Genomic DNA, 18391 nt, shown 5'->3' with positions numbered 1-18391 from the left:
TCGACCCTGCCGGAGCCCGCTTCACGCGGGTGCCGGGAGGTCGGCCACGCCGACGGAGAAGACGACCCGCTCCTCCTCGCCCTCGGTGAGCCCCCACAGCTCGCCGGTGCCGTACCAGAGCGACAGGTCCTCCGGCCGGTACGCCCACCGCGTGTGGGCGTTGATCGTCCAGGTGGAGGCGGCGCCGTCGACGTCCACGGTGGCGAACCGCCTGCCGGGATCCGGGCCGGGGTGGGAGCCGGCCGACATGTCGAGGTACAGGCGGTCGCCGTCGGCCTGGACGCCCTGCACGTCGCTGATCGCGTCGGCCGGGTCGGCCGGGACGGTGGACACCCACGCCTGGGCGGGCGCGGCGGCGAGCCGGTAGTCGCCGTCCGGGGGCGGCTGGAAGCGGTAGCGGACCAGCTTGGTGCCCGCCAGGGAGGCGGAGGTGCCGCCGGAGCGCTTGTACGTGCCCGCGACCAGGGTCGCGCCGCCGGAGCTGCGGCGGTCCAGGGAGACGTAGTCGAAGAGGATCGGCGTGATGTAGTGCCGCACCTCCGGGATGACGTACCTGTAGTCGCCGCCGCTTCCGTCCCGCTTGCGGTAGATCTTGCGGGTGTCGAACACCCGGATGGTGTGCCGCGTGGAGTCGGGGCCCGCGTAGCCGTTCCAGTTGGAGCTGGAGGTCATGAACAGGTAGGGGCCGTACCACGCCAGACCGCCCCCGTGGCCGTAGACGCGGCGCAGCCTGCCCTGCCCGTCCACCCACACCGGCAGGACGTCGCGGTAGCGGCGCTCGTCGAGGTCGACGACCGACAGGATGACGGAGTTGGTGCGGTAGTCGGGCGCGTCGAGGTCGGGCGAGTTCAGCCACGCCCAGCTCGCGATGAGCGTCCTGTGGTCGCCGCCGATCGGGATGCCGCCGAGCTGCGCCTCGCCGGAGGTGGCCAGCCCCTGCGGCACCCAGGGGGAGTGGGGGAGGTCCTGCTTGTCGCCCTGGGCGCCGGGGTTCCAGCAGAACCACGTACGGACCGGCAGCCGCGGCAGATAGGACGCCCGGGCCGCGCAGCCGGCGTCCTCGCTGCCCGGCAGGGCGGTGCGGTCGGTCCCGGTGAGCGCCCCGGCGATCCCCACCTGCTCGTACTCGGCCGACGGCGGCGTCGTGTAGGGGTCGGAACCGGTGGTCAGGTTGAGCCCCGTCAGGCTCAACGCCTTGAGCGGCGCGGGATGCGTGTCCGCGTGGGCGGGTGCCGTCGCGGACGAGGCCAGGGCCACGGCGGCGGCCATCCTCACGAACCAGGTCAGAGCGGTCGCCGTCCAGTGCTCGGCCATGCGGCTCCCCGGTGGGCGCGTCAGTTGACGTGATCTTGACCCAGGGGGCGGCGGCCGTCAACCCGCCGGCATCAAGCTCATCGACCTGCTGCCGAACGCGGTGCGCTACAGTCCAGGCGACCGGAAGGCGCTGATCAGCGCGAGCTGGAACGGCGGGACACCAGGGGGAGGTCTCACCATGATCCTCGCATTGCCCGTCTCGTCCCGGGCGGTGGCGCCGTGACCCGCGTCCTCGTCGTCGACGACGAGCCCCAGCTCCTCAGGGCGCTGCGGATCAACCTCGTGGCCCGCCACTACGAGGTCGCGACGGCCCCCGACGGCGGGGCGGCGCTGCGCCAGGCCGCGGAGTTCCACCCCGACCTGGTCCTGCTCGACCTCGGGCTGCCCGACCTGGACGGCCTGGACGTCATCCACGGGCTGCGCGGCTGGACCTCCGTCCCGATCATCGTGCTGACCGGCCGGTACGCGCACCAGGACAAGATCGAGGCGCTGGACGCCGGCGCGGACGACTACGTGACCAAGCCGTTCAACATCGAGGAGCTCCTCGCCCGCATCCGCGCGGTGACCCGCCGGGCGGGCCTGCACGAGGAGGAGCTGGCCAAGATCCAGATCGGTGACCACACGGTGGACCTGACCGCCAAGACGATCTCCGGGGACGTGCGGCTGACCCCGACCGAGTGGGGCATCCTCGAGATCCTGCTCCGCAATCCGGGCAAGCTCGTCAGCCAGCGCCATCTGCTGTCGGAGGTGTGGGGGAGCAGTCACGTCAAGGAGACGCACTACCTGCGCCAGTACATGGCCCAGTTGCGCAAGAAACTCGAACGGGACCCGGCCCATCCGGCCCATCTGATCACGGAGTCGGGCATGGGATATCGCTTCAAGCCGTGACGCCGCCTCGGCTGCCGAAATATATGCATTCATACGCATTCTTGACGCCCTCACCTGGCCATTTGCCCTTCCGGGCTGGGTAGTGTGCTTTCGGCTTTAGGCGTGTTTCGTGAAGGGTGTCCGAAATGGTGCTGGCGAAACGGCCAGTCGCTACCGAGGGAACGCTGCGTTCGTGGCTCCTTGAGGGTCTGCAGACCGACCGCAGGCAGATCGAGCACGGTCCCCACGTCAAGCACTCGTGGTGGCGGGTGATGTGCCTGACCGGGGTGGACTACTTCTCCACGCTGGGCTACCAGCCGGGCATCGCCGCGCTGGCGGCCGGCTTCCTGTCGCCGCTGGCCACGCTGTTCCTGGTGGGGCTCACCCTGCTGGGCGCGCTGCCGGTGTACCGCAGGGTGGCGGCCGAGAGCCCGTACGGCCAGGGCTCGATCGCCATGCTGGAGAAGCTCGCCCCGCAGTGGTGGGGCAAGATCTTCGTGCTGGCCCTGCTCGGGTTCGCCGCCACCGACTTCGTGATCACGATGACGCTGTCGGCGGCGGACGCGACGGCGCACATCCTGGAGAACCCGCTCGTCCCCGACGCGCTCCAGGGGCAGGCGGTCCCGGTCACGCTGCTGCTGCTCGCCCTGCTCGGCGGGGTGTTCCTCATGGGCTTCAGCGAGGCCATCGGCATCGCGGTGGTGCTGGTCTTCGTCTACCTGGCGCTGAACGCGGTGGTGGTGGCGACCGCGCTCCTGCACGTGCTGGAGGAGCCGCAGGTGGTGGTGGACTGGCGGGACGCGCTCAGCACGGGATACAGCAGTCCGCTGGCCATGATCGGGCTCTCGCTGATCGTGATGCCCAAGCTGGCGCTCGGCATGTCCGGGTTCGAGACGGGCGTGGCCGTGATGCCGGTGATCGAGGGCGACATCAAGAAGCGGATCGGGGGCGCCCGGCGGCTGCTCACCACCGCCGCCCTCATCATGAGCGTCTTCCTGATCCTCTCCAGCTTCGTGACGACCGTGCTCATCCCGCACCACGAGTTCGAGCAGGGCGGCAAGGCCAACGGAAGGGCGCTGGCCTACCTCGCGCACGGCTACCTCGGCGACTGGTTCGGCACCGTCTACGACGTCTCCACGATCGCGATCCTCTGGTTCGCCGGGGCCTCGGCCATGGCCGGCCTGATCAACCTCGTGCCCCGCTACCTGCCCCGCTACGGGATGGCGCCCGAGTGGACCGGCGCGGTGCGGCCCCTGGTGCTGGTCTTCTCGGCGATCGGGTTCGCCATCACGGTCATCTTCGACGCGAACGTGGACGCCCAGGGCGGCGCGTACGCGACCGGCGTGCTGGTGCTCATGCTGTCGGCGGCGGTCGCGGTGACGCTGTCGGCCCGGCGCAGGCGGCAGCACGGGGCGAGCGCCGGCTTCGCCGTCATCTCCCTGGTGCTGGCGTACACGCTGGTGGACAACGTCATCGAGCGGCCCGAGGGCGTGAAGATCGCTTCCTTCTTCATCGCGGCCATCATCCTCACCTCACTGCTGTCGCGGGCCACCCGATCGACCGAGCTGCGCGTCACCGACGTGCGGCTCGACCCGCTGGCCGAGGAGTTCGTGAACGAGGCGTGCGGGGAGGTCCACCTGATCGCCAACGAGCCGCACCGGCGTGACCAGGACGAGTACAACGCCAAGGTGCGCGAGACGTGGCTCAACCACCGGCTGCGCAGCTCGGAGCCGGTCATGTTCGTCGAGGTGACCGTGCCGGACGCGTCGGAGTTCGAGACGGAGCTGGACGTCAGGGGCGAGGAGCGCTACGGCCACAAGATCCTCACGGTCGAGAGCTCGGCGGTGCCCAACACGCTCGCCGCGATCCTGCTCTACCTGCGCGATCGCACGGGCGGGGCCCCGCACATCTACTTCCACTGGACCGAGGGCAACCCGGTCGTGGCCATGCTGCGTTACCTGGTCTTCGGCGGCGGCGACGTGCCGGCCCTCACGCGGGAGGTGCTGCGCCAGGCCGAGCGCGACCTGGAACGCCGGCCGCACGTCCACGTCGGCTGAGGCGCCGCCCCCGCACGGTGGGGACATTTCGGTCAACGGCGAAGGATTGTCCCCATACCGTGGGGCCATGGTGTTCCGAAAGAGCGAGTGGCCCGCCCTGGCGGCGGCCGGTGTCACCGTCGTCCTGTGGGCCTCGGCCTTCGTGTCCATCCGCAGCGCCGGCGCGGCCTACTCCCCGGGCGCGCTGGCCCTCGGGCGGCTGCTCGCGGGGACGCTCGTGCTGGGCGCCATCGCCCTGGTCCGGCGGGTGGGATGGCCGCCGCGGGCCGCGTGGCCGGGGATCGCCACCTCGGGCGTGCTGTGGTTCGGCGTGTACATGGTGGTCCTGAACTGGGGCGAGCGAGAGGTGGACGCCGGGACCGCGGCCATGGTCGTCAACATCGGCCCGATCCTCATCGCCCTGCTGAGCTCGCGGCTGCTGGGCGAGGGGCTGCCCCGGCCCCTGCTGGCCGGCATGGGCGTGTCGTTCGCGGGCGCGGTGGTCGTCGGGGCCTCGGTGTCCGGCGGCGGGCACGCCTCCGTGGTCGGCGTGCTGCTGTGCCTGCTGGCCGCCATGTCGTACGCCGGAGGCGTCGTGGCGCAGAAGCCCGCGCTGCGCCACGCCGGCGCGTTGCAGGTCACCTTCTACGGATGCCTGGTCGGAACCGTGGCCTGCCTGCCCTTCGCCGGCGTGCTGGTGAGCGAGGCGGCCCGCGCCCCGCTGTCCGCCACGCTCAACATGGTCTACCTGGGGGTGTTCCCGACCGCGCTGGCGTTCACCACCTGGGCGTTCGCCCTGGCGCGGACCACGGCCGGGAAGATGGGCGCCACCACCTACGCGGTGCCGGTGCTGGTGGTGGCCATGTCGTGGGCGCTGCTGGGTGAGGTGCCCGGGCTGGTCACCCTGCTGGGCGGGGCGCTGTGCCTGGCCGGGGTCGCCGTGTCGCGCCGCCCGGCGGCCCGTGCCCCGCGGGAGCCGGTCGCCTCGCCGGTCAGGTCCCGGTGAGGTCGCGTTCCAGGGTGCGGGCGTAGGACTCGACGGCGGCGACGATGTCCACCGCCTCCGGGTCCAGCAGCCATTGGGTCTGCAGCCCGTCGAGCGTGGCGATGATCTCGGCCGCCTTGGTCTCCGGGTCCAGCCCGGCCCGCGTGAGCCCCTCCTCCTGCGCCGAGCGGATGGTGTCGGCGACGATGGCGCGCAGCGCGCGGTAGCGGGCGACGAAGTGGTCGTGGCCCGGCGCGTCCGGCTCCAGGCTCTCGGCCACCAGCACCGTGAACAGCTTGGCCAGGCCCGCCCGCTCCCTGTTGCGCCGGGCGAACTCCGGCAGCGCCCGCAGCCGGTCGGCCGGCTCCATGCCGAGCAGCTCCATGGCGAACGCCTCGCTGTCGAGGTCACGCCGCTCGATCACCGCCAGCAGCAGCCCCGCCTTGTTGCCGAAGTGGTGCAGCAGGCCGGGCTCGGTGATCCCCGCCCGCGCGGCCACGTCGGCCAGCGCGGTGCCCCGGTAGCCGCGCTCGGCGAACAGCTCGGAGGCGATGAGGATGATCTCCTCGCGGCGCAGGCGGGCTCGTTCGCGGCGGTTCGTGACGGGTTGGTCCCCGTGGAGGGGTTGATCAGCGCGGCTCATGGTGCTAAACCTAGCGCAACTCACTTACCGAGCACTAAGTAAGTTAGGTGGCGACCATGGGGCGTCTGCTGGCAGGAGCGGGGGTCGTCGTCTTGTCGGCGGCCCTGAGCACGAGTTCGGGAGTGGCCTGGGCGCGGCAGTCCCAGGGCGAGCCGGTCATCCTCGTCCACGGCTGGAACGGCACGCCCGACTCCTTCGCCCCGATGAAGGCGGCGCTGGAGCAGGCCGGGCACCCGACGTACGCCATCGACCTGCCCGGCGAGGAGAACGTCGCCAACGCCAACGCCATCGCCGCCCTGGTCGAGCAGGTGCGCCAGACGCACGCCGCCGACAAGGTGAGCCTGGTCGGCCACAGCATGGGCGGCCTGTCGGCCCGGTACTACCTGAAGTCCCTGGGCGGCGCGGCCAAGACCCTCAGCTACGTCTCCATGGGCACCGGCCAGCGCGGCTACTGGCCCGCCTGCCTGATCCCGGTCGCGCAGGGCGGCCAGATGTGCCCCTCGGGCTCGTTCATGCAGCAGCTCAACAGCGGCGACCCGACCCCCGGCGCGGTGCGCTACACCGTGCTGGCCAGCTCGCTCGACGAGACCCGCAACGACACCATCGACGGTGTGGCCTGCCGGGCCGAGATCCCGGGCGTGCCCCATGCGGAGGAGCCGGGGAACCAGGCGTTCATCAGCGCGGTCCTGACCGCCCTGAACGGCGGCTGCCCGGCCTGACGGCCGCCTTCCGCGCCCGCGGCAAGGCGGGATGACCCCGTACCGGATCGAGGGCCCCCAACTCCAGCTCCCCGGGTGCGGCCGGGGAGCTGGAGCCCGTTCAATCGGCGGCCGTCCGCTCCGCATGGTCGCGGAGGGCGGTCAGCCGCTCTGCCTCGTGGTGCAGCGCCGCGGTCAGCAGCAGCTCCAGGCGGAGCTCCGCGAGATCCGGCGCCGCGAGGCCGTCGAGGACGCTCATGGTGGGCCTCCCTTGCAGGATGGACGCCCCACCGGTCACATCGGTTTACCGTTCGCGGGATATCGGTCGCCGCGAAATCCGGCCGCGGCGCGGCCCGGAAGGCGTCACTCCCGGAACCTCTCCCACGCGGACTGCCGGGTCATGCCCAGCGCGGCCCCGATGCGCTCCCAGCTCACGTCGCGCGTGCGCAGGTGGCGCACCCAGTCGTGCAGGTTGTCGTCGACCTGGACCTGGACGGCGACGATCTTGGGCAGGTGGTCGAGGATCTGCTCCTCGGTCATGCTCTCCCACATGGGCAGGCGGGGTTCGGTGGAGGTGGCGAGCCGCTCCTGCTCCAGGATGTCGACGCAGAGGCCGACGCACTCGTCGCAGATGTGGACGCCGGGGCCCGCGATGAGCTTCGCGACGTCCGCGCTCCCCTTGTGGCAGAACGAACAGCGCAGTTTCTCTTTCCAGTCAGGCATGGCCTGACACTAATCCGTCAGGCTGAGCCTGACAAGGGTCATGCGGGCCTGATCGATCTCCTGGCGTTCCTCGCGGATCCGGCGGCAGATCGTCACGTACGCGGTGACCACCTTGCGGTAGGCCCGGCGCGCCTCGTCGAGCTGGACGCTGAGGGCGAGGATCCGGTCGGGGTCGCCCTGCCGCTCGGCCTCCGCGAGCAGCTCCCGCGCCTCCTTCACGATCTCCTCGGCCCTCAGCCGCGTACGGCGGAGCAGCGCCGAGCACTCGGAGAGCTCCCGCAGGCGTGCCGAGGAGACGATGAGCTCGGCGGCACGTACGGCCGAGCCGGTTTCTCCGTGCCTGCGGAGATCAGATGTCATTCCCGCCACCTCCCCGGTCGAGATTGCCTAAGCGTAGACGCGTGACGAGGGCCGGCGGATCACCGTCGGAGGCGCCGGGGTACGGCACTCCTACCAGTGGGAAAGTTCTCCACCCCGCGGTGGAGAAACGCCTTCCTGAAAGTAATTCGGTGCTGACGAATGGTGACCGGTTAGCGATATTAGCTGGGCTTTCCCCGGGCTACGGGAAGAATTGTCGGAGTCGTGAGGGGACGAGAAAAAAGCCGGTGGTGAAGTCCGCCGATCGCCCCACGCGCCCACCGCGCTTCATCACATACTGAATCCAAGTGGAGGCGGACTGTAGCGGCGAGGGGCGCGGCTGTGGCTATCACGACATCGGCGAAGGACGGCGAGACGGTGGACGTCAGCGTCGTCATCCCGGCCCGCGACTGCCGGCCGTACCTCGACCGCTGCCTGACCTCGGTGCTGGTGCAGCGGGTGCGCAAGGAGATCGTGGTCGTCGACGACGGCTCGACCGACGGCAGCGCCGAGCTGCTCGACCTCTACGCCGCCTACCACAAGGCCAGCGTCAAGGTCGTGCGCCTGCGCGGCGAGGGCGGCGGCGCCGGGCGCCCGCGCAACGTCGGCCTCGACCACGCCACCGGGCGCTACGTCTTCTTCTGCGACGCCGACGACTACCTCGGGCCCGAGGCGCTGGAGCGCATGGTCGCCATGGCCGACCGCAACGGCTCCGACATCGTGCTCGGCAAGATGGTCGGCCACGGCCGCCGCGCCCCGGTCTCGATGTTCGCCCGCGACGCCGAGCGGGCCGAGCTGGGCGCCAGCGCGGTCTACAACAGCCTGTCGTGCTTCAAGCTCTTCCGCCGCGAGATGCTCGAACGCCACCGCATCCGCTTCGCCGAGAGCCGGCTCGTGGGCGAGGACATCTACTTCACCGTCCACGCCTACTGCCACGCCGGGGTGATCTCCGTGGTCGCCGAGCACGACTGCTACCACCTGGTGGCCCGGCCCGACGGCAGCAGCATCATGCAGCAGTCCGGCAGCCGCGACCCGGTGGGCTGGCTGACCATGATCCGCGGGCCGGTCCAGCTCATGCTGGAGCACATCCCGCCGGGACCGCTGCGCGACCACCTGCTGCTGCGGCACTTCCGGCTGGACGTGCTGGCCCAGCTCGGCGTGCCGTTCCTGGAGTCCGACCCCGTGCGCCGCAAGAGCATCGCGCAGGAGGTCGCGGCGCTGTGCGACGAGTGGCTGACGCCGGGGGTCCACGCACGGCTCAGCCGCATGGGCCGGCAGCGGGTCGCCTCGCTCGACGACGTCGACCGGCTCGGCCGGCTGGCCGACATCGAGGCCGCCGCCGTCCGCCGCCGCCTGACGGCGCTGCGCTGGGAGGACGGCATGCTCGTGGTCGCGGGCACGGCCGGGCTCGACGGCGTCCACCTGCCGTACGCGATGTCGCTGGTGCTGCGCGACCGGCACGACGCGGGGCGTGAGGTCGTCGTGCCCGCCGCGTGCGAGGGCGAGCGCTTCACCGCCCGCCTGGACGTCTCGCTGCTCGGCTCCGGCATCTGGGACGCGCGGATCGCGATCGAGCTGGAGGGCGTGCTGCGGACGGGCCGGCTGGGCGCCGACCGCGACGAGGACGTCGCCCGGCCCGCCGCCCGGCTCGTCGGCGAGGCGGTCGTCATCCCGTACTTCACCAAGGACAACGGCAACCTCAGCGTCGACGTCGGCGGGCACCTCGCGGCGGTGCCCGGCAGCGTGCGCGTCACCCGCACCCGGTGGGCGCTGGGCAGCCGGCTGGCCATGGACGGCGAGGTCACGGTCGGCGGGTCGGCGCCCGGCGCGTCGGCGCTGCGCCGGCTGATCTGGCGCGAGCGGCGCACCGGTGACGAGCGCGCCGAGCGGGTGGTGCCGCTGCCGGGCGGCGGGTTCGCGGCCCGGCCCGCGATCGGCCGCCTGTCGCCGGGCACCTGGGACGCCTATCTGGAGGTGGTGGTGGGCGGGCCGCCCGCCCGGTTCCGGGTCGAGGCCGACGCCGAGACGGTGGCCGCGCCGCGCCGCCTGTGGGGAGGGGCGATGTTCCGCAGCGTGCGGCCGTACGCGACGCCGGGTAAGGGACGGTTGAGCGCGGTGGTCCGGAAGCTCACCGCTCGTACCGTGCTACGAAGGATCTTGCCCTAATTGCCAACTATGTGCAGGTGCAAGACAATGTCCTAAAGTAGGGCTGTTGTGCTGCCCTAGGTGAAGGATGTGCCGTGCACGTACCCGATGGCTTCTTCAACGCGGCCGTGTCCGTTTCCGCCGGAGCCGTGGCCGCGGCCGGAGTGGCCGTGTGCCTGCGCGGCGCCCGGCGCGAGCTCGACGACCGCACCGCCCCGATGGCGGGCCTCGTCGCCGCGTTCATCTTCGCCGTGCAGATGCTGAACTTCCCGGTCGCCGCCGGCACCAGCGGGCACCTGCTCGGAGGCGCGCTGGCGGCGATCCTCGTGGGTCCCTACACAGGGGTCCTGTGCATGGCCGTGGTCCTGCTCGTCCAGGGCGTGTTCTTCGCCGACGGCGGGCTCACGGCGCTGGGCATCAACATCACGATCATGGGCATCGTCACCGTGCTCGTCGGCTGGGGTGTCTTCCGGCTGGTCACCCAGCTCGTCCGGGGCAAGGGCGGGGTGACGATCGCCGCGTTCCTCGCCTCCCTGATCTCGGTGCCCGCCGCGGCGCTGGCGTTCACCCTGCTGTTCTGGATCGGCGGCACCGCGCCGATCGAGGTGTCGGCGGTGGCCGCGGCGATGGGCGGCGTCCACGTGCTCATCGGCATCGGCGAGGGCCTCATCACCGCGTTCACGGTCGGCGCGGTCCTCGCCGTCCGGCCCGACCTCGTGTACGGCGCGCGCGGGCTGGCCTCGCCGCTGGTGCTGCGCGGCCCGGACGGGGTCACGACGGTGGAGCCGGCGGCCCGGCCGGCGACGGCCGGCCACGGAGTGCGGCCGTTCCTGCTCGGCGGCGTCGGCCTGACGCTGCTGCTGGCGGGCGTCGTGTCGTTCTTCGCCTCCTCCAGCCCCGACGGCCTGGAGGCCGTGGCCGAGAACAAGGGCTTCCTCGACCAGGCGACGGACCACCTGATGAGCTGGTCGCCGCTGGGCGACTACGGCGAGGTCGGCGGGATCCCCGTGGGCGTGGCCGGGGTCGTCGGTGTGGGCATCGTGCTGCTCGTCGCCGGCGCCGTCGCCTACGCGGCGCGCACCCGCGGGCACGCCCCCGCCGCCGGGGACGACCAGGTCAAGGTCTGAGGAAACGTCGTGGGCGCGGGGCACCACCACCAGCTCTACCTGCCGGGCGCTTCGGCGGTCCACCGGCTGCCGCCGCAGTGCAAGCTGCTCGCGGCCTTCGCCTTCGCCGTGGTCGTGGTGGCCACGCCGCGCGAGCGGTTCTGGGCGTTCGCCGCGTACGCGCTGCTGCTGGCGGCCGTGGCCTGGGCCGCCCGCGTGCCGCCCGGCCACGTGCTGCGGCGGATGGCGATCGAGCTGCCGTTCGTGCTGTTCGCCTTCCTCATCCCGGTGATCGGGCTGGGGGAGCGGACCACGGTGCTCGGCCTCTCGCTCAGCGTGCCCGGGCTGTGGGCGGCGTGGAACATCCTGGCCAAGGCCACGCTGGGCGTGGTCGCCTCCATCCTGCTGGCGGCCACGACCGAGCCCCGGGTGATCCTGCTCGGGGCGCAGCGGCTGCGCGTGCCGTCGCTGCTGGTGCAGATCGCCATGTTCATGCTGCGCTACCTCGACGTGATCCTGGACGAGATGCGGCGGATGCGGGTGGCGCGCGAGTCGCGCGGCTTCGAGGCCCGCGACGTCCGGCAGATCCCGGCCGTCGCCCGCTCGGCGGGGGCCCTGTTCATCCGCTCGTACGAGCGGGGTGAGAGAGTGCACCTGGCGATGCTGAGCCGCGGCTACTCCGGCCGGATGCCGATGCTCGGCGAGGTCTCGGCGTCGGCCGCGCAGTGGGGGGTCGCGCTCCTGCTGCCGGTTTCGGCTCTAGCGGTGTTGGGACTGTCCCTGTGAACTCACTCGAAGTCTCGCGTCTGGCCTACGCCTACCCGGACGGCACGCAGGCCCTGTTCGGCGTGGACCTCACGATCGGCCGGGGCGAGCGGGTCGCGCTGCTCGGCCCGAACGGCGCGGGCAAGACCACGCTCGTCATGCACCTCAACGGCATCCTCACCGCCGGGCACGGCACGGTGACCGTGGCCGGCACGCCCGTGCGCAAGGACACGCTCAAGGAGGTCCGCCGCCGGGTCGGCCTGGTCTTCCAGGACCCCGACGACCAGCTCTTCATGCCGACCGTCCGCGACGACGTGGCCTTCGGCCCGGCCAACATGGGCCTGACCGGCGAGGAGCTGGAGCGCGCGGTCAAGGGCGCCCTCGAACGGGTCGGCATGCTGGAGGCCATCGACCGGCCGCCGCACCACCTGTCGTTCGGCCAGCGGCGCAGGGTGGCCGTGGCGACCGTGCTCGCGATGGAGCCCGAGATCCTCGTGCTGGACGAGCCGTCGTCCAACCTCGACCCGGCCGCCCGCAGGGAGCTGGCCGAGGTCCTGCGCTCGCTCGACGTGACCGTGCTCATGGTCACGCACGACCTGCCGTACGCGCTGGAGCTGTGCGAGCGCTCGCTGATCCTCTCCGACGGGGTGATCGCCGCCGACGGGCCCACGCGCGAGCTCCTCGCCGACACCGGCCTGCTCGCGGCCCACCGGCTGGAGCTTCCGTACGGCTTCGCCATTCCGGCCCCCGCCGAGCCCGCCTGAGCCGCGCCACCGCGCCTCCGGGAGAAGTACAGTGGCTCATCGAGGAGGGGCCCAATGAAGCTGCGGCTTGCGCGACACGCCCTCGGTGACGCCGTGGTGGTGGCCGTGGAGGGTGAGCTCGACCTTTTCACGGCGCCGTTCCTCCGCGACGAGGTACGCGACGCCATCAAGCAGGACAGCGCCCGGCTCGTCCTCGACCTCCAGCTGCTGTCGTTCATGGACTCCAGCGGCCTGTCGGTGCTCATCGAGGCGTGGCGGCTGGCGACCGGCGAGGGCGGCGGGGTGTCGCTGGCGGCGCCCCAGGCCCCGGTGGCCCGGATCCTGCGCACCACCGGCCTCGACCGGCGGATCAAGGTGTACTCCGACGTCGACAGCGCTGTGGGTGAGATTTAACCCACCCCGAGTAGAACTTCATTCGGTCGGCGGGTTAGGGTCCGGGATATGGACGTGAACGGATCTGCAGCAATCATCTCCGGCGGCGCCAGCGGCCTCGGTGAGGCCACCGCCCGCGAGCTCGCGCGGCACGGCGCGACCGTCGTGATCGCCGACCTGAACGAGGAGCGCGGCAAGGCCGTCGCCGACGAGCTCGGCGGCGTCTTCGTCCGCACCGACGTGTCCGACGAGGACCAGGTGCAGGCAGCCGTCGATGCCGCCGTCGCCACCGGCAAGCCGCTGCGCGTCGTGGTCAACAGCGCGGGCATCGGCTGGGCCGAGCGCACGGTCAACCGGGAGGGCAACCCCCACAGCGCGGCCTCCTACCGCAAGGTCATCGAGGTCAACCTGATCGGCACGTTCAACCTCATGCGCATCGGCGCCGCCGCCATCGCGAAGACCGAGCCGGTGGACGGCGACGGCCAGCGCGGCGTGGTGATCAACACCGCGTCCGTGGCGGCCTTGGAGGGCCAGACCGGCCAGCTCGCCTACTCCGCCTCCAAGGGCGGCATCGTCGGCATGACCGTGCCCGCCGCCCGCGACCTGGCCGCCATCGGCGTCCGCGTCAACACGATCTGCCCCGGCATCATCGACACCCCCATCTACGGCTTCAACCCCAACGCCGAGGAGTTCAAGGCCAAGCTGGTCGCGCCGGTCGTCTTCCCCAAGCGCATGGGCCAGGCGAGCGAGTTCGCCCACCTCGTCCGCTCCCTCGTCGAGAACAACTACATGAACGCCGAGGTCGTCCGCTTCGACGGCGGCATCCGCTTCCAGCCCAAGTGAGGTCACGTGTCTGACGACGTGCTCGTCGAGGAGTCCGGCGGCGTCGCCGTGCTCACGATCAACCGCCCGAAGGCGCGCAACGCGATCAACGGCGCGGTGGCCCGGGGCATCGCCGAGGCGCTGGACGCGCTCGACGGCCGCCCCGACGTCTCCGCCTACGTCCTGACCGGCGCGGGCGGCACGTTCAGCGCCGGCATGGACCTCAAGGGCTTCCTGGCCGGCGACTTCCCCGTGGTCGAGGGGCGCGGCTTCGGCGGTCTCACCGAGGGGCCGCCGCGCAAGCCGCTGGTGGCCGCGGTCGAGGGGTACGCCCTGGCGGGCGGCTTCGAGCTCGCGCTGTCCTGCGACCTCGTCGTGGCCTCCTCCGAGGCGACGTTCGGCCTGCCGGAGCCCAAGCGGGGGCTGGTCGCGGGCGCGGGCGGCATCATGCGGCTGCCGCGCCGCGTGCCGTACCACGTGGCCATGGAGATCGCCCTGACCGGCGACCACTACCCGGCCTCGCGCCTGTACGAGCTGGGCCTGGTCAACCGGATCACCGAGCCCGGCGCCGCCCTGGAGGGCGCGCTGGAGCTGGCCCGCAAGATCGCGGCCAACGCGCCGCTGGCTCTCGCGGCGACCAAGCGGGTGATCATCGAGTCGCAGGACTGGCCGCTGGAGGAGATGTTCCGCCGCCAGGGCGAGATCATCAACCCGGTGTTCGGCTCCAAGGACGCCATGGAGGGCGCGGCGGCGTTCGCCGAGAAGCGCGCCCCCCAGTGGAAGGGCGAGTAGCCCGGCGGAGTTTCTCGCCCCCTCCCCGCCCCGGGGAGGGGGTTGTTTTCCGCACGCGCGCATGACGGGCCCTGCGTACGGTAAAGAGAGGGCGTGGAGCGGGAGGGCGTATGAGCGACGATTCCAGGGCGAGGTACGAGTCGGTCAAGCGCGGGGCGGGCACGCTGCTCACCGGCGCGCTGAGCGCCCTCGTCGTCATGCTGGTGATCCTGGGCGTGATGTGGGGCGTCGAGGTCGTGGACTACGTGCTGGACGGCACCCTCGACCGGCAGTTCGGCATCGTCGGCTGGGAGCCCGACGGGCTGGCCGGCATCCTGTTCGCGCCGTTCCTGCACGTCGGCTTCGGCCACCTCATGGCCAACTCGCTGCCGCTGCTCGTCCTCGGCTTCCTGGCCGCCGTGCGCGGCCTCGGCCGCTTCTTCGCGGCCAGCGCGCTCATCATCGTCATCGGCGGCCTCGGCACCTGGCTCAGCAGCCCGGAGATCATCACGGTCGGCGCCAGCGGGCTGGTGTTCGGCTACTTCGGGTACGTCGTGTGCCGGGGGCTGTTCGACCGCCGCGCCCTCGACATCGTCATCGGCGTCGGCGTGGCCATCGCGTACTACTCGATCCTGTGGGGGCTGCTGCCCAACCAGCAGGGCATCTCGTGGCAGGGCCACCTGTTCGGCCTGATCGGCGGCATCGTGGCGGCCTGGGTGCTGCGCCGCAAGCGCCCCGCCGCCCTGCCGTCCTGACCTCGCGACGCGAACGGCCCCGCACACCGCCTGCCGGCGGGTGCGGGGGCGTCTCCGCGTGATCCGCCGGCTAGAGGCGCTCGACCACGTGGTCGATGCACACGGTCAGGGCCTCGACGTCGGCCGGGTCGATCGCCGGGAACATCGCCACCCGGAGCTGGTTGCGGCCCAGCTTGCGGTACGGCTCGGTGTCGACGATGCCGTTGGAGCGCAGCACCTTGGCCACCGCCGCCGCGTCGACCTCGTCGGAGAAGTCGATCGTGCCGACCACCTGCGAGCGGAACTCCGGCGCGGCGAACGGCGTCGCGTAGGACGACTTCTCGGCCCACGAGTACAGGCGCTGCGCCGAGTCGGCCGTGCGCGAGGTGGTCCAGGCCAGGCCGCCGTTGCCGTTCATCCAGTCGAGCTGGTCGGCCAGCAGGAACAGCGTGGCCACGGACGGGGTGTTGTAGGTCTGGTCCTTGGCGGAGTTGTCGACGGCGACCGGCAGGCTGAAGAACTCCGGCACGTAGCGGTCGGTGGCGGCGATCTCCTCGACGCGGGCCAGCGCGCGCGGGGACATCAGCGCGATCCACAGGCCGCCGTCGGAGGCGAAGCTCTTCTGCGGCGCGAAGTAGTAGACGTCGGTCTCCTCGATCGACACGGGCAGGCCGCCCGCGCCGGAGGTGGCGTCCACGAGCACCAGCGAGTCGTCGGAGCCCACGCGCCGGATCGGCATGGCCACGCCGGTCGAGGTCTCGTTGTGGGTGAGCGCGTAGACGTCGACGCCGTCCTCGGCGACCGCCGCCGGGTGGGTGCCCACCTCGGACTTGATCACCGAGGGCTCGCCCAGCCACGGCGCCTTGCGGGCGACGGTGGCGAACTTGGACGAGAACTCGCCGAACGACAGATGCTGCGAGCGGTCGCGGATGAGCCCGAAGGAGGCGATGTCCCAGAACGCGGTGGTGCCGCCGTTGCCGAGGACGACCTGGTAGCCCTCGGGCAGCGAGAACAGGTCGGCCAGCCCGGAGCGCACGCGGCCGACCAGCTCCTTGACCGGCTTCTGGCGGTGGGAGGTGCCCATGACGCTCGCCCCGGCGGAGGCGAGGGCGGCCAGCTGCTCGGTGCGAACCTTCGAGGGCCCGCAGCCGAAGCGGCCGTCGGCGGGCTTGATGTCAGCGGGAATCACGATGTCAGCCACCCGACCAGGTTACTGAGCCGGTCAGGGTGACTCGCGCCGGGTCCGGAATGTGAGATGTGGGCGGGGCACGACTGGGCAGCACCGTACCGCCCGGGTGATGTCGCACCCGGGCGGTGAGCTGACCTTCGGCCTTGTGGGCGCCGGGGTCAGATGGTGCCGGCGACCTCGGCGGCACCGGGCACGTCGCTGAGCGGACGCGACGCCGGGCCGGTGTACCTGGCGCTCGGGCGGACCAGACGGCCCGTCTTCTTCTGCTCCAGGATGTGCGCGGCCCAACCGGCCGTGCGGGCGCAGGTGAACATCGAGGTGAACATGTGGGAGGGCACCTCGGCGAAGTCGAGGACCACGGCGGCCCAGTACTCCACGTTGGTGGCCAGCACCCGGTCGGGCTTGCGGGCGTGCAGCTCCTCCAGCGCGGCCTGCTCCAGCGCCGCCGCCACCTCGTAGCGCGGGGCGTCGAGCTCCTTGGCCGTACGGCGCAGCACGCGGGCACGCGGGTCCTCGGCGCGATAGACGCGGTGGCCGAAGCCCATCAGCCGCTGGCCCTTGTCCAGCTCACTCTGCACGTACTTCTTGGCGTCGCCCATCTGCTCGACGCCCTCGATCATGTGCAGCACGCGGGCCGGGGCGCCGCCGTGCAGCGGACCCGACATGGCCCCCACGGCGCCGGACAGCGCGGCCGCCACGTCGGCGCCGGTCGAGGCGATGACCCGGGCGGTGAACGTCGAGGCGTTCATGCCGTGCTCGGCGGCGGAGGTCCAATAGGCGTCGATGGCCTTGACGTGCCGGGGGTCCGGCTCACCGCGCCAACGGATCATGAACCGCTCGACGATCGTCTTCGCCTCGTCCACCCGGCTCTGCGGCACCATCGGCAGGCCGAGGCCGCGCGCCGACTGCGCCACGAAGGACAGGGCCATCACCGAGGCGCGGGCGAGCTGGTCGCGCGCCTCCTCGTCCGAGATGTCGAGCAGCGGCTTGAAGCCGTACGCCGGGGCCAGCATGGCCAGGGCGCTCTGCACGTCGACCCGGATGTCACCGGAGTGGACGGGGATGGGGTACGGCTCCGCCGGGGGCAGGCCCGGCTGGAACTTGTTGTCCACCAGCAGGCCCCAAACGTGCCCGAACGGGACACGGCCGACCAGCTCTTCGATGTCGACGCCCCGGTATCGAAGGGCGCCTCCTTCTTTGTCCGGTTCCGCGATCTCGGTCTCGAAGGCCACGACGCCTTCGAGGCCGGGTTTGAAGTCGGACATTATTGGCCGCCTCCCTTTCTTGCCATGTTCCGGCAATGCCTTGATGTCGAGATACCGGCGGGTCAATTTAACCCCCTGCCGAGTCATGCTCGGTCTCCGGACCCGTTGAAACGCCATCGCCCCAGGTCGGGGGCTCGGTATGGGGTTCACGGCCGAGCGCGCAAGAATACCGTCTCGTGGATGCCACCTCGCGCCCGCCCTCGCTGGCCGGGCTTCGCCGCACGTACGAGGGCGAGCCGCTGCTCGAAACCGGGGCCGCCGCCGATCCGATCACCCAATTCAGTGTCTGGTTCGAGGACGCGCTGCAGGCGGGCGTGCCCGAACCGAACGCCATGGTGCTGGCCACCGCCTCGGCCGGCGGCCGGCCCAGCGCCCGCACGGTCCTGCTCAAGGGCTACGACGAGCGGGGCTTCGTCTTCTACACCAACTACGAGTCGCGCAAGGGCCGCGACCTGACCGAGAACCCCCGGGCCTCGCTGCTGTTCCCCTGGCACCCCATCCGCCGCCAGGTGCGCGTCGAGGGCTCGGTGACGCGCCTGCCGCACGAGGAGTCGGCCGTCTACTTCCGCTCCCGCCCGTACGGCTCGCGCATCGGCGCGTGGGCGTCGCGGCAGAGCGCGGTGGTGCGCTCGCGGGAGGAGCTGGACGCCCGCTACGCGGAGCTGGCGGCGCGCTGGCCGGACGATCCGCCGGTGCCCGACTTCTGGGGCGGCTACCGGGTCGTGCCGCTGGAGGTGGAGTTCTGGCAGGGGCAGCTCGACCGCATGCACGACCGCCTCCGCTACCGCCGGACCGGAACTCAGTGGGTCTTGGAGAGACTTGCCCCTTAATGTGC

General features: G+C 71.7%; 20 protein-coding genes. 13 read left to right on the top strand and 7 right to left on the bottom strand.

Annotated features, from left to right (window positions below; translation table 11 throughout):
- Positions 1-21: 21 nt before the first annotated feature.
- Positions 22-1314 carry a hypothetical protein gene (locus tag HTZ77_RS42790; protein WP_175595525.1) on the bottom strand — a complete coding sequence of 431 codons (1293 nt, stop codon included), beginning with the start codon at positions 1312-1314 and terminating at the stop codon, positions 22-24.
- Between the two features lie 219 nt (positions 1315-1533).
- Between HTZ77_RS42790 and HTZ77_RS42785 the strand changes: the two genes are divergently transcribed.
- The 3 genes from HTZ77_RS42785 to HTZ77_RS42775 all read left to right on the top strand — a co-directional run bounded on the left by HTZ77_RS42785 (position 1534) and on the right by HTZ77_RS42775 (position 5223).
- Positions 1534-2202 (top strand): response regulator, encoded by a 669-nt coding sequence (locus tag HTZ77_RS42785; RefSeq protein WP_175595524.1) that lies wholly within the window; start codon positions 1534-1536, stop codon positions 2200-2202.
- A 125-nt stretch (positions 2203-2327) separates the two neighbouring features.
- Positions 2328-4238 (top strand): APC family permease, encoded by a 1911-nt coding sequence (locus HTZ77_RS42780; RefSeq protein WP_175595523.1) that lies wholly within the window; start codon positions 2328-2330, stop codon positions 4236-4238.
- A 67-nt stretch (positions 4239-4305) separates the two neighbouring features.
- Positions 4306-5223, top strand: a complete 918-nt coding sequence (locus HTZ77_RS42775) for a DMT family transporter (protein ID WP_175595522.1) — start codon at positions 4306-4308, stop codon at positions 5221-5223.
- Here the strand turns inward: HTZ77_RS42775 and HTZ77_RS42770 are convergent.
- Positions 5210-5845, bottom strand: a complete 636-nt coding sequence (locus HTZ77_RS42770) for a TetR/AcrR family transcriptional regulator (RefSeq protein ID WP_175595521.1) — start codon at positions 5843-5845, stop codon at positions 5210-5212. The two genes, HTZ77_RS42775 and HTZ77_RS42770, sit on opposite strands and share 14 nt — an antisense overlap.
- Before the next feature lie 56 nt (positions 5846-5901).
- Here HTZ77_RS42770 and HTZ77_RS42765 point away from each other — a divergent pair, with 56 nt between their 5' ends.
- Entirely contained in the window at positions 5902-6564 is a 663-nt protein-coding gene (locus tag HTZ77_RS42765; RefSeq protein ID WP_175595520.1) for a lipase family alpha/beta hydrolase, read from the top strand.
- A 100-nt stretch (positions 6565-6664) separates the two neighbouring features.
- Here the strand turns inward: HTZ77_RS42765 and HTZ77_RS42760 are convergent, their stop codons facing one another.
- The 3 genes from HTZ77_RS42760 to HTZ77_RS42750 all read right to left on the bottom strand — a co-directional run bounded on the left by HTZ77_RS42760 (position 6665) and on the right by HTZ77_RS42750 (position 7626).
- Entirely contained in the window at positions 6665-6802 is a 138-nt protein-coding gene (locus tag HTZ77_RS42760) for a hypothetical protein (protein WP_175595519.1), read from the bottom strand.
- A 104-nt stretch (positions 6803-6906) separates the two neighbouring features.
- On the bottom strand, positions 6907-7266 hold the full coding sequence (locus tag HTZ77_RS48600) for a ClpX C4-type zinc finger protein (RefSeq protein WP_175595518.1): 360 nt from the start codon (positions 7264-7266) through the stop codon (positions 6907-6909).
- Between the two features lie 9 nt (positions 7267-7275).
- Complete coding sequence (locus HTZ77_RS42750) at positions 7276-7626, bottom strand: hypothetical protein (RefSeq protein ID WP_175595517.1); 351 nt, start codon at positions 7624-7626, stop codon at positions 7276-7278.
- Positions 7627-7965: 339 nt separating this feature from the next.
- On the opposite strand from HTZ77_RS42750, the gene HTZ77_RS42745 reads away from it, so the two are divergent.
- The 8 genes from HTZ77_RS42745 (at position 7966) to HTZ77_RS42710 (ending at position 15123) form a co-directional block, all read left to right on the top strand.
- Entirely contained in the window at positions 7966-9789 is a 1824-nt protein-coding gene (locus HTZ77_RS42745) for a glycosyltransferase family 2 protein (RefSeq protein ID WP_175595516.1), read from the top strand.
- A 74-nt stretch (positions 9790-9863) separates the two neighbouring features.
- Entirely contained in the window at positions 9864-10895 is a 1032-nt protein-coding gene (locus HTZ77_RS48595; RefSeq protein ID WP_175595515.1) for an energy-coupling factor ABC transporter permease, read from the top strand.
- 9 nt (positions 10896-10904) lie between these two features.
- Positions 10905-11660, top strand: coding sequence for a cobalt ECF transporter T component CbiQ (gene cbiQ, locus HTZ77_RS42735; RefSeq protein WP_175595514.1), 756 nt, complete (start codon positions 10905-10907; stop codon positions 11658-11660).
- The gene (locus tag HTZ77_RS42730) at positions 11657-12403 is read left to right on the top strand and encodes an energy-coupling factor ABC transporter ATP-binding protein (RefSeq protein WP_175595513.1); all 747 of its coding nucleotides are present in this window, start codon (positions 11657-11659) and stop codon (positions 12401-12403) included. The genes cbiQ and HTZ77_RS42730 overlap by 4 nt, the downstream gene beginning before the upstream one ends.
- Before the next feature lie 54 nt (positions 12404-12457).
- On the top strand, positions 12458-12796 hold the full coding sequence (locus HTZ77_RS42725) for an STAS domain-containing protein (RefSeq protein ID WP_175595512.1): 339 nt from the start codon (positions 12458-12460) through the stop codon (positions 12794-12796).
- A gap of 48 nt (positions 12797-12844) precedes the next feature.
- Positions 12845-13618 (top strand): SDR family NAD(P)-dependent oxidoreductase, encoded by a 774-nt coding sequence (locus tag HTZ77_RS42720; protein WP_175595511.1) that lies wholly within the window; start codon positions 12845-12847, stop codon positions 13616-13618.
- Positions 13619-13624: 6 nt separating this feature from the next.
- Positions 13625-14389 (top strand): crotonase/enoyl-CoA hydratase family protein, encoded by a 765-nt coding sequence (locus tag HTZ77_RS42715; protein ID WP_175595510.1) that lies wholly within the window; start codon positions 13625-13627, stop codon positions 14387-14389.
- A 110-nt stretch (positions 14390-14499) separates the two neighbouring features.
- Entirely contained in the window at positions 14500-15123 is a 624-nt protein-coding gene (locus HTZ77_RS42710) for a rhomboid family intramembrane serine protease (protein WP_175595509.1), read from the top strand.
- Positions 15124-15193: 70 nt separating this feature from the next.
- Here HTZ77_RS42710 and serC read toward each other — a convergent pair whose 3' ends face one another.
- Positions 15194-16303 carry a phosphoserine transaminase gene (gene serC / locus HTZ77_RS42705; RefSeq protein ID WP_175595508.1) on the bottom strand — a complete coding sequence of 370 codons (1110 nt, stop codon included), beginning with the start codon at positions 16301-16303 and terminating at the stop codon, positions 15194-15196.
- A 146-nt stretch (positions 16304-16449) separates the two neighbouring features.
- Positions 16450-17556, bottom strand: a complete 1107-nt coding sequence (locus HTZ77_RS42700) for a citrate synthase 2 (RefSeq protein WP_175595507.1) — start codon at positions 17554-17556, stop codon at positions 16450-16452.
- A gap of 176 nt (positions 17557-17732) precedes the next feature.
- On the opposite strand from HTZ77_RS42700, the gene pdxH reads away from it, so the two are divergent.
- Positions 17733-18386 (top strand): pyridoxamine 5'-phosphate oxidase, encoded by a 654-nt coding sequence (pdxH, locus tag HTZ77_RS42695; protein ID WP_175595506.1) that lies wholly within the window; start codon positions 17733-17735, stop codon positions 18384-18386.
- Positions 18387-18391 lie beyond the last annotated feature (5 nt).

The organism is Nonomuraea montanisoli (genome assembly GCF_013363975.1).
Taxonomy (GTDB): domain Bacteria; phylum Actinomycetota; class Actinomycetes; order Streptosporangiales; family Streptosporangiaceae; genus Nonomuraea; species Nonomuraea montanisoli.
This window is presented reverse-complemented; position numbering and strand designations above follow the sequence as displayed.

Coding starts and splice junctions, on each gene's coding strand:
- HTZ77_RS42790 (WP_175595525.1), bottom strand. CDS start 1,314: ATGGCCGAGCACTGGACGGCGACCGCTCTGACCTGGTTCGTGAGGATG.
- HTZ77_RS42780 (WP_175595523.1), top strand. CDS start 2,328: ATGGTGCTGGCGAAACGGCCAGTCGCTACCGAGGGAACGCTGCGTTCG.
- HTZ77_RS42775 (WP_175595522.1), top strand. CDS start 4,306: ATGGTGTTCCGAAAGAGCGAGTGGCCCGCCCTGGCGGCGGCCGGTGTC.
- HTZ77_RS42770 (WP_175595521.1), bottom strand. CDS start 5,845: ATGAGCCGCGCTGATCAACCCCTCCACGGGGACCAACCCGTCACGAAC.
- HTZ77_RS42765 (WP_175595520.1), top strand. CDS start 5,902: ATGGGGCGTCTGCTGGCAGGAGCGGGGGTCGTCGTCTTGTCGGCGGCC.
- HTZ77_RS42760 (WP_175595519.1), bottom strand. CDS start 6,802: ATGAGCGTCCTCGACGGCCTCGCGGCGCCGGATCTCGCGGAGCTCCGC.
- HTZ77_RS48600 (WP_175595518.1), bottom strand. CDS start 7,266: ATGCCTGACTGGAAAGAGAAACTGCGCTGTTCGTTCTGCCACAAGGGG.
- HTZ77_RS42750 (WP_175595517.1), bottom strand. CDS start 7,626: ATGACATCTGATCTCCGCAGGCACGGAGAAACCGGCTCGGCCGTACGT.
- HTZ77_RS42725 (WP_175595512.1), top strand. CDS start 12,458: ATGAAGCTGCGGCTTGCGCGACACGCCCTCGGTGACGCCGTGGTGGTG.
- HTZ77_RS42720 (WP_175595511.1), top strand. CDS start 12,845: ATGGACGTGAACGGATCTGCAGCAATCATCTCCGGCGGCGCCAGCGGC.
- HTZ77_RS42710 (WP_175595509.1), top strand. CDS start 14,500: ATGAGCGACGATTCCAGGGCGAGGTACGAGTCGGTCAAGCGCGGGGCG.
- HTZ77_RS42700 (WP_175595507.1), bottom strand. CDS start 17,556: ATGTCCGACTTCAAACCCGGCCTCGAAGGCGTCGTGGCCTTCGAGACC.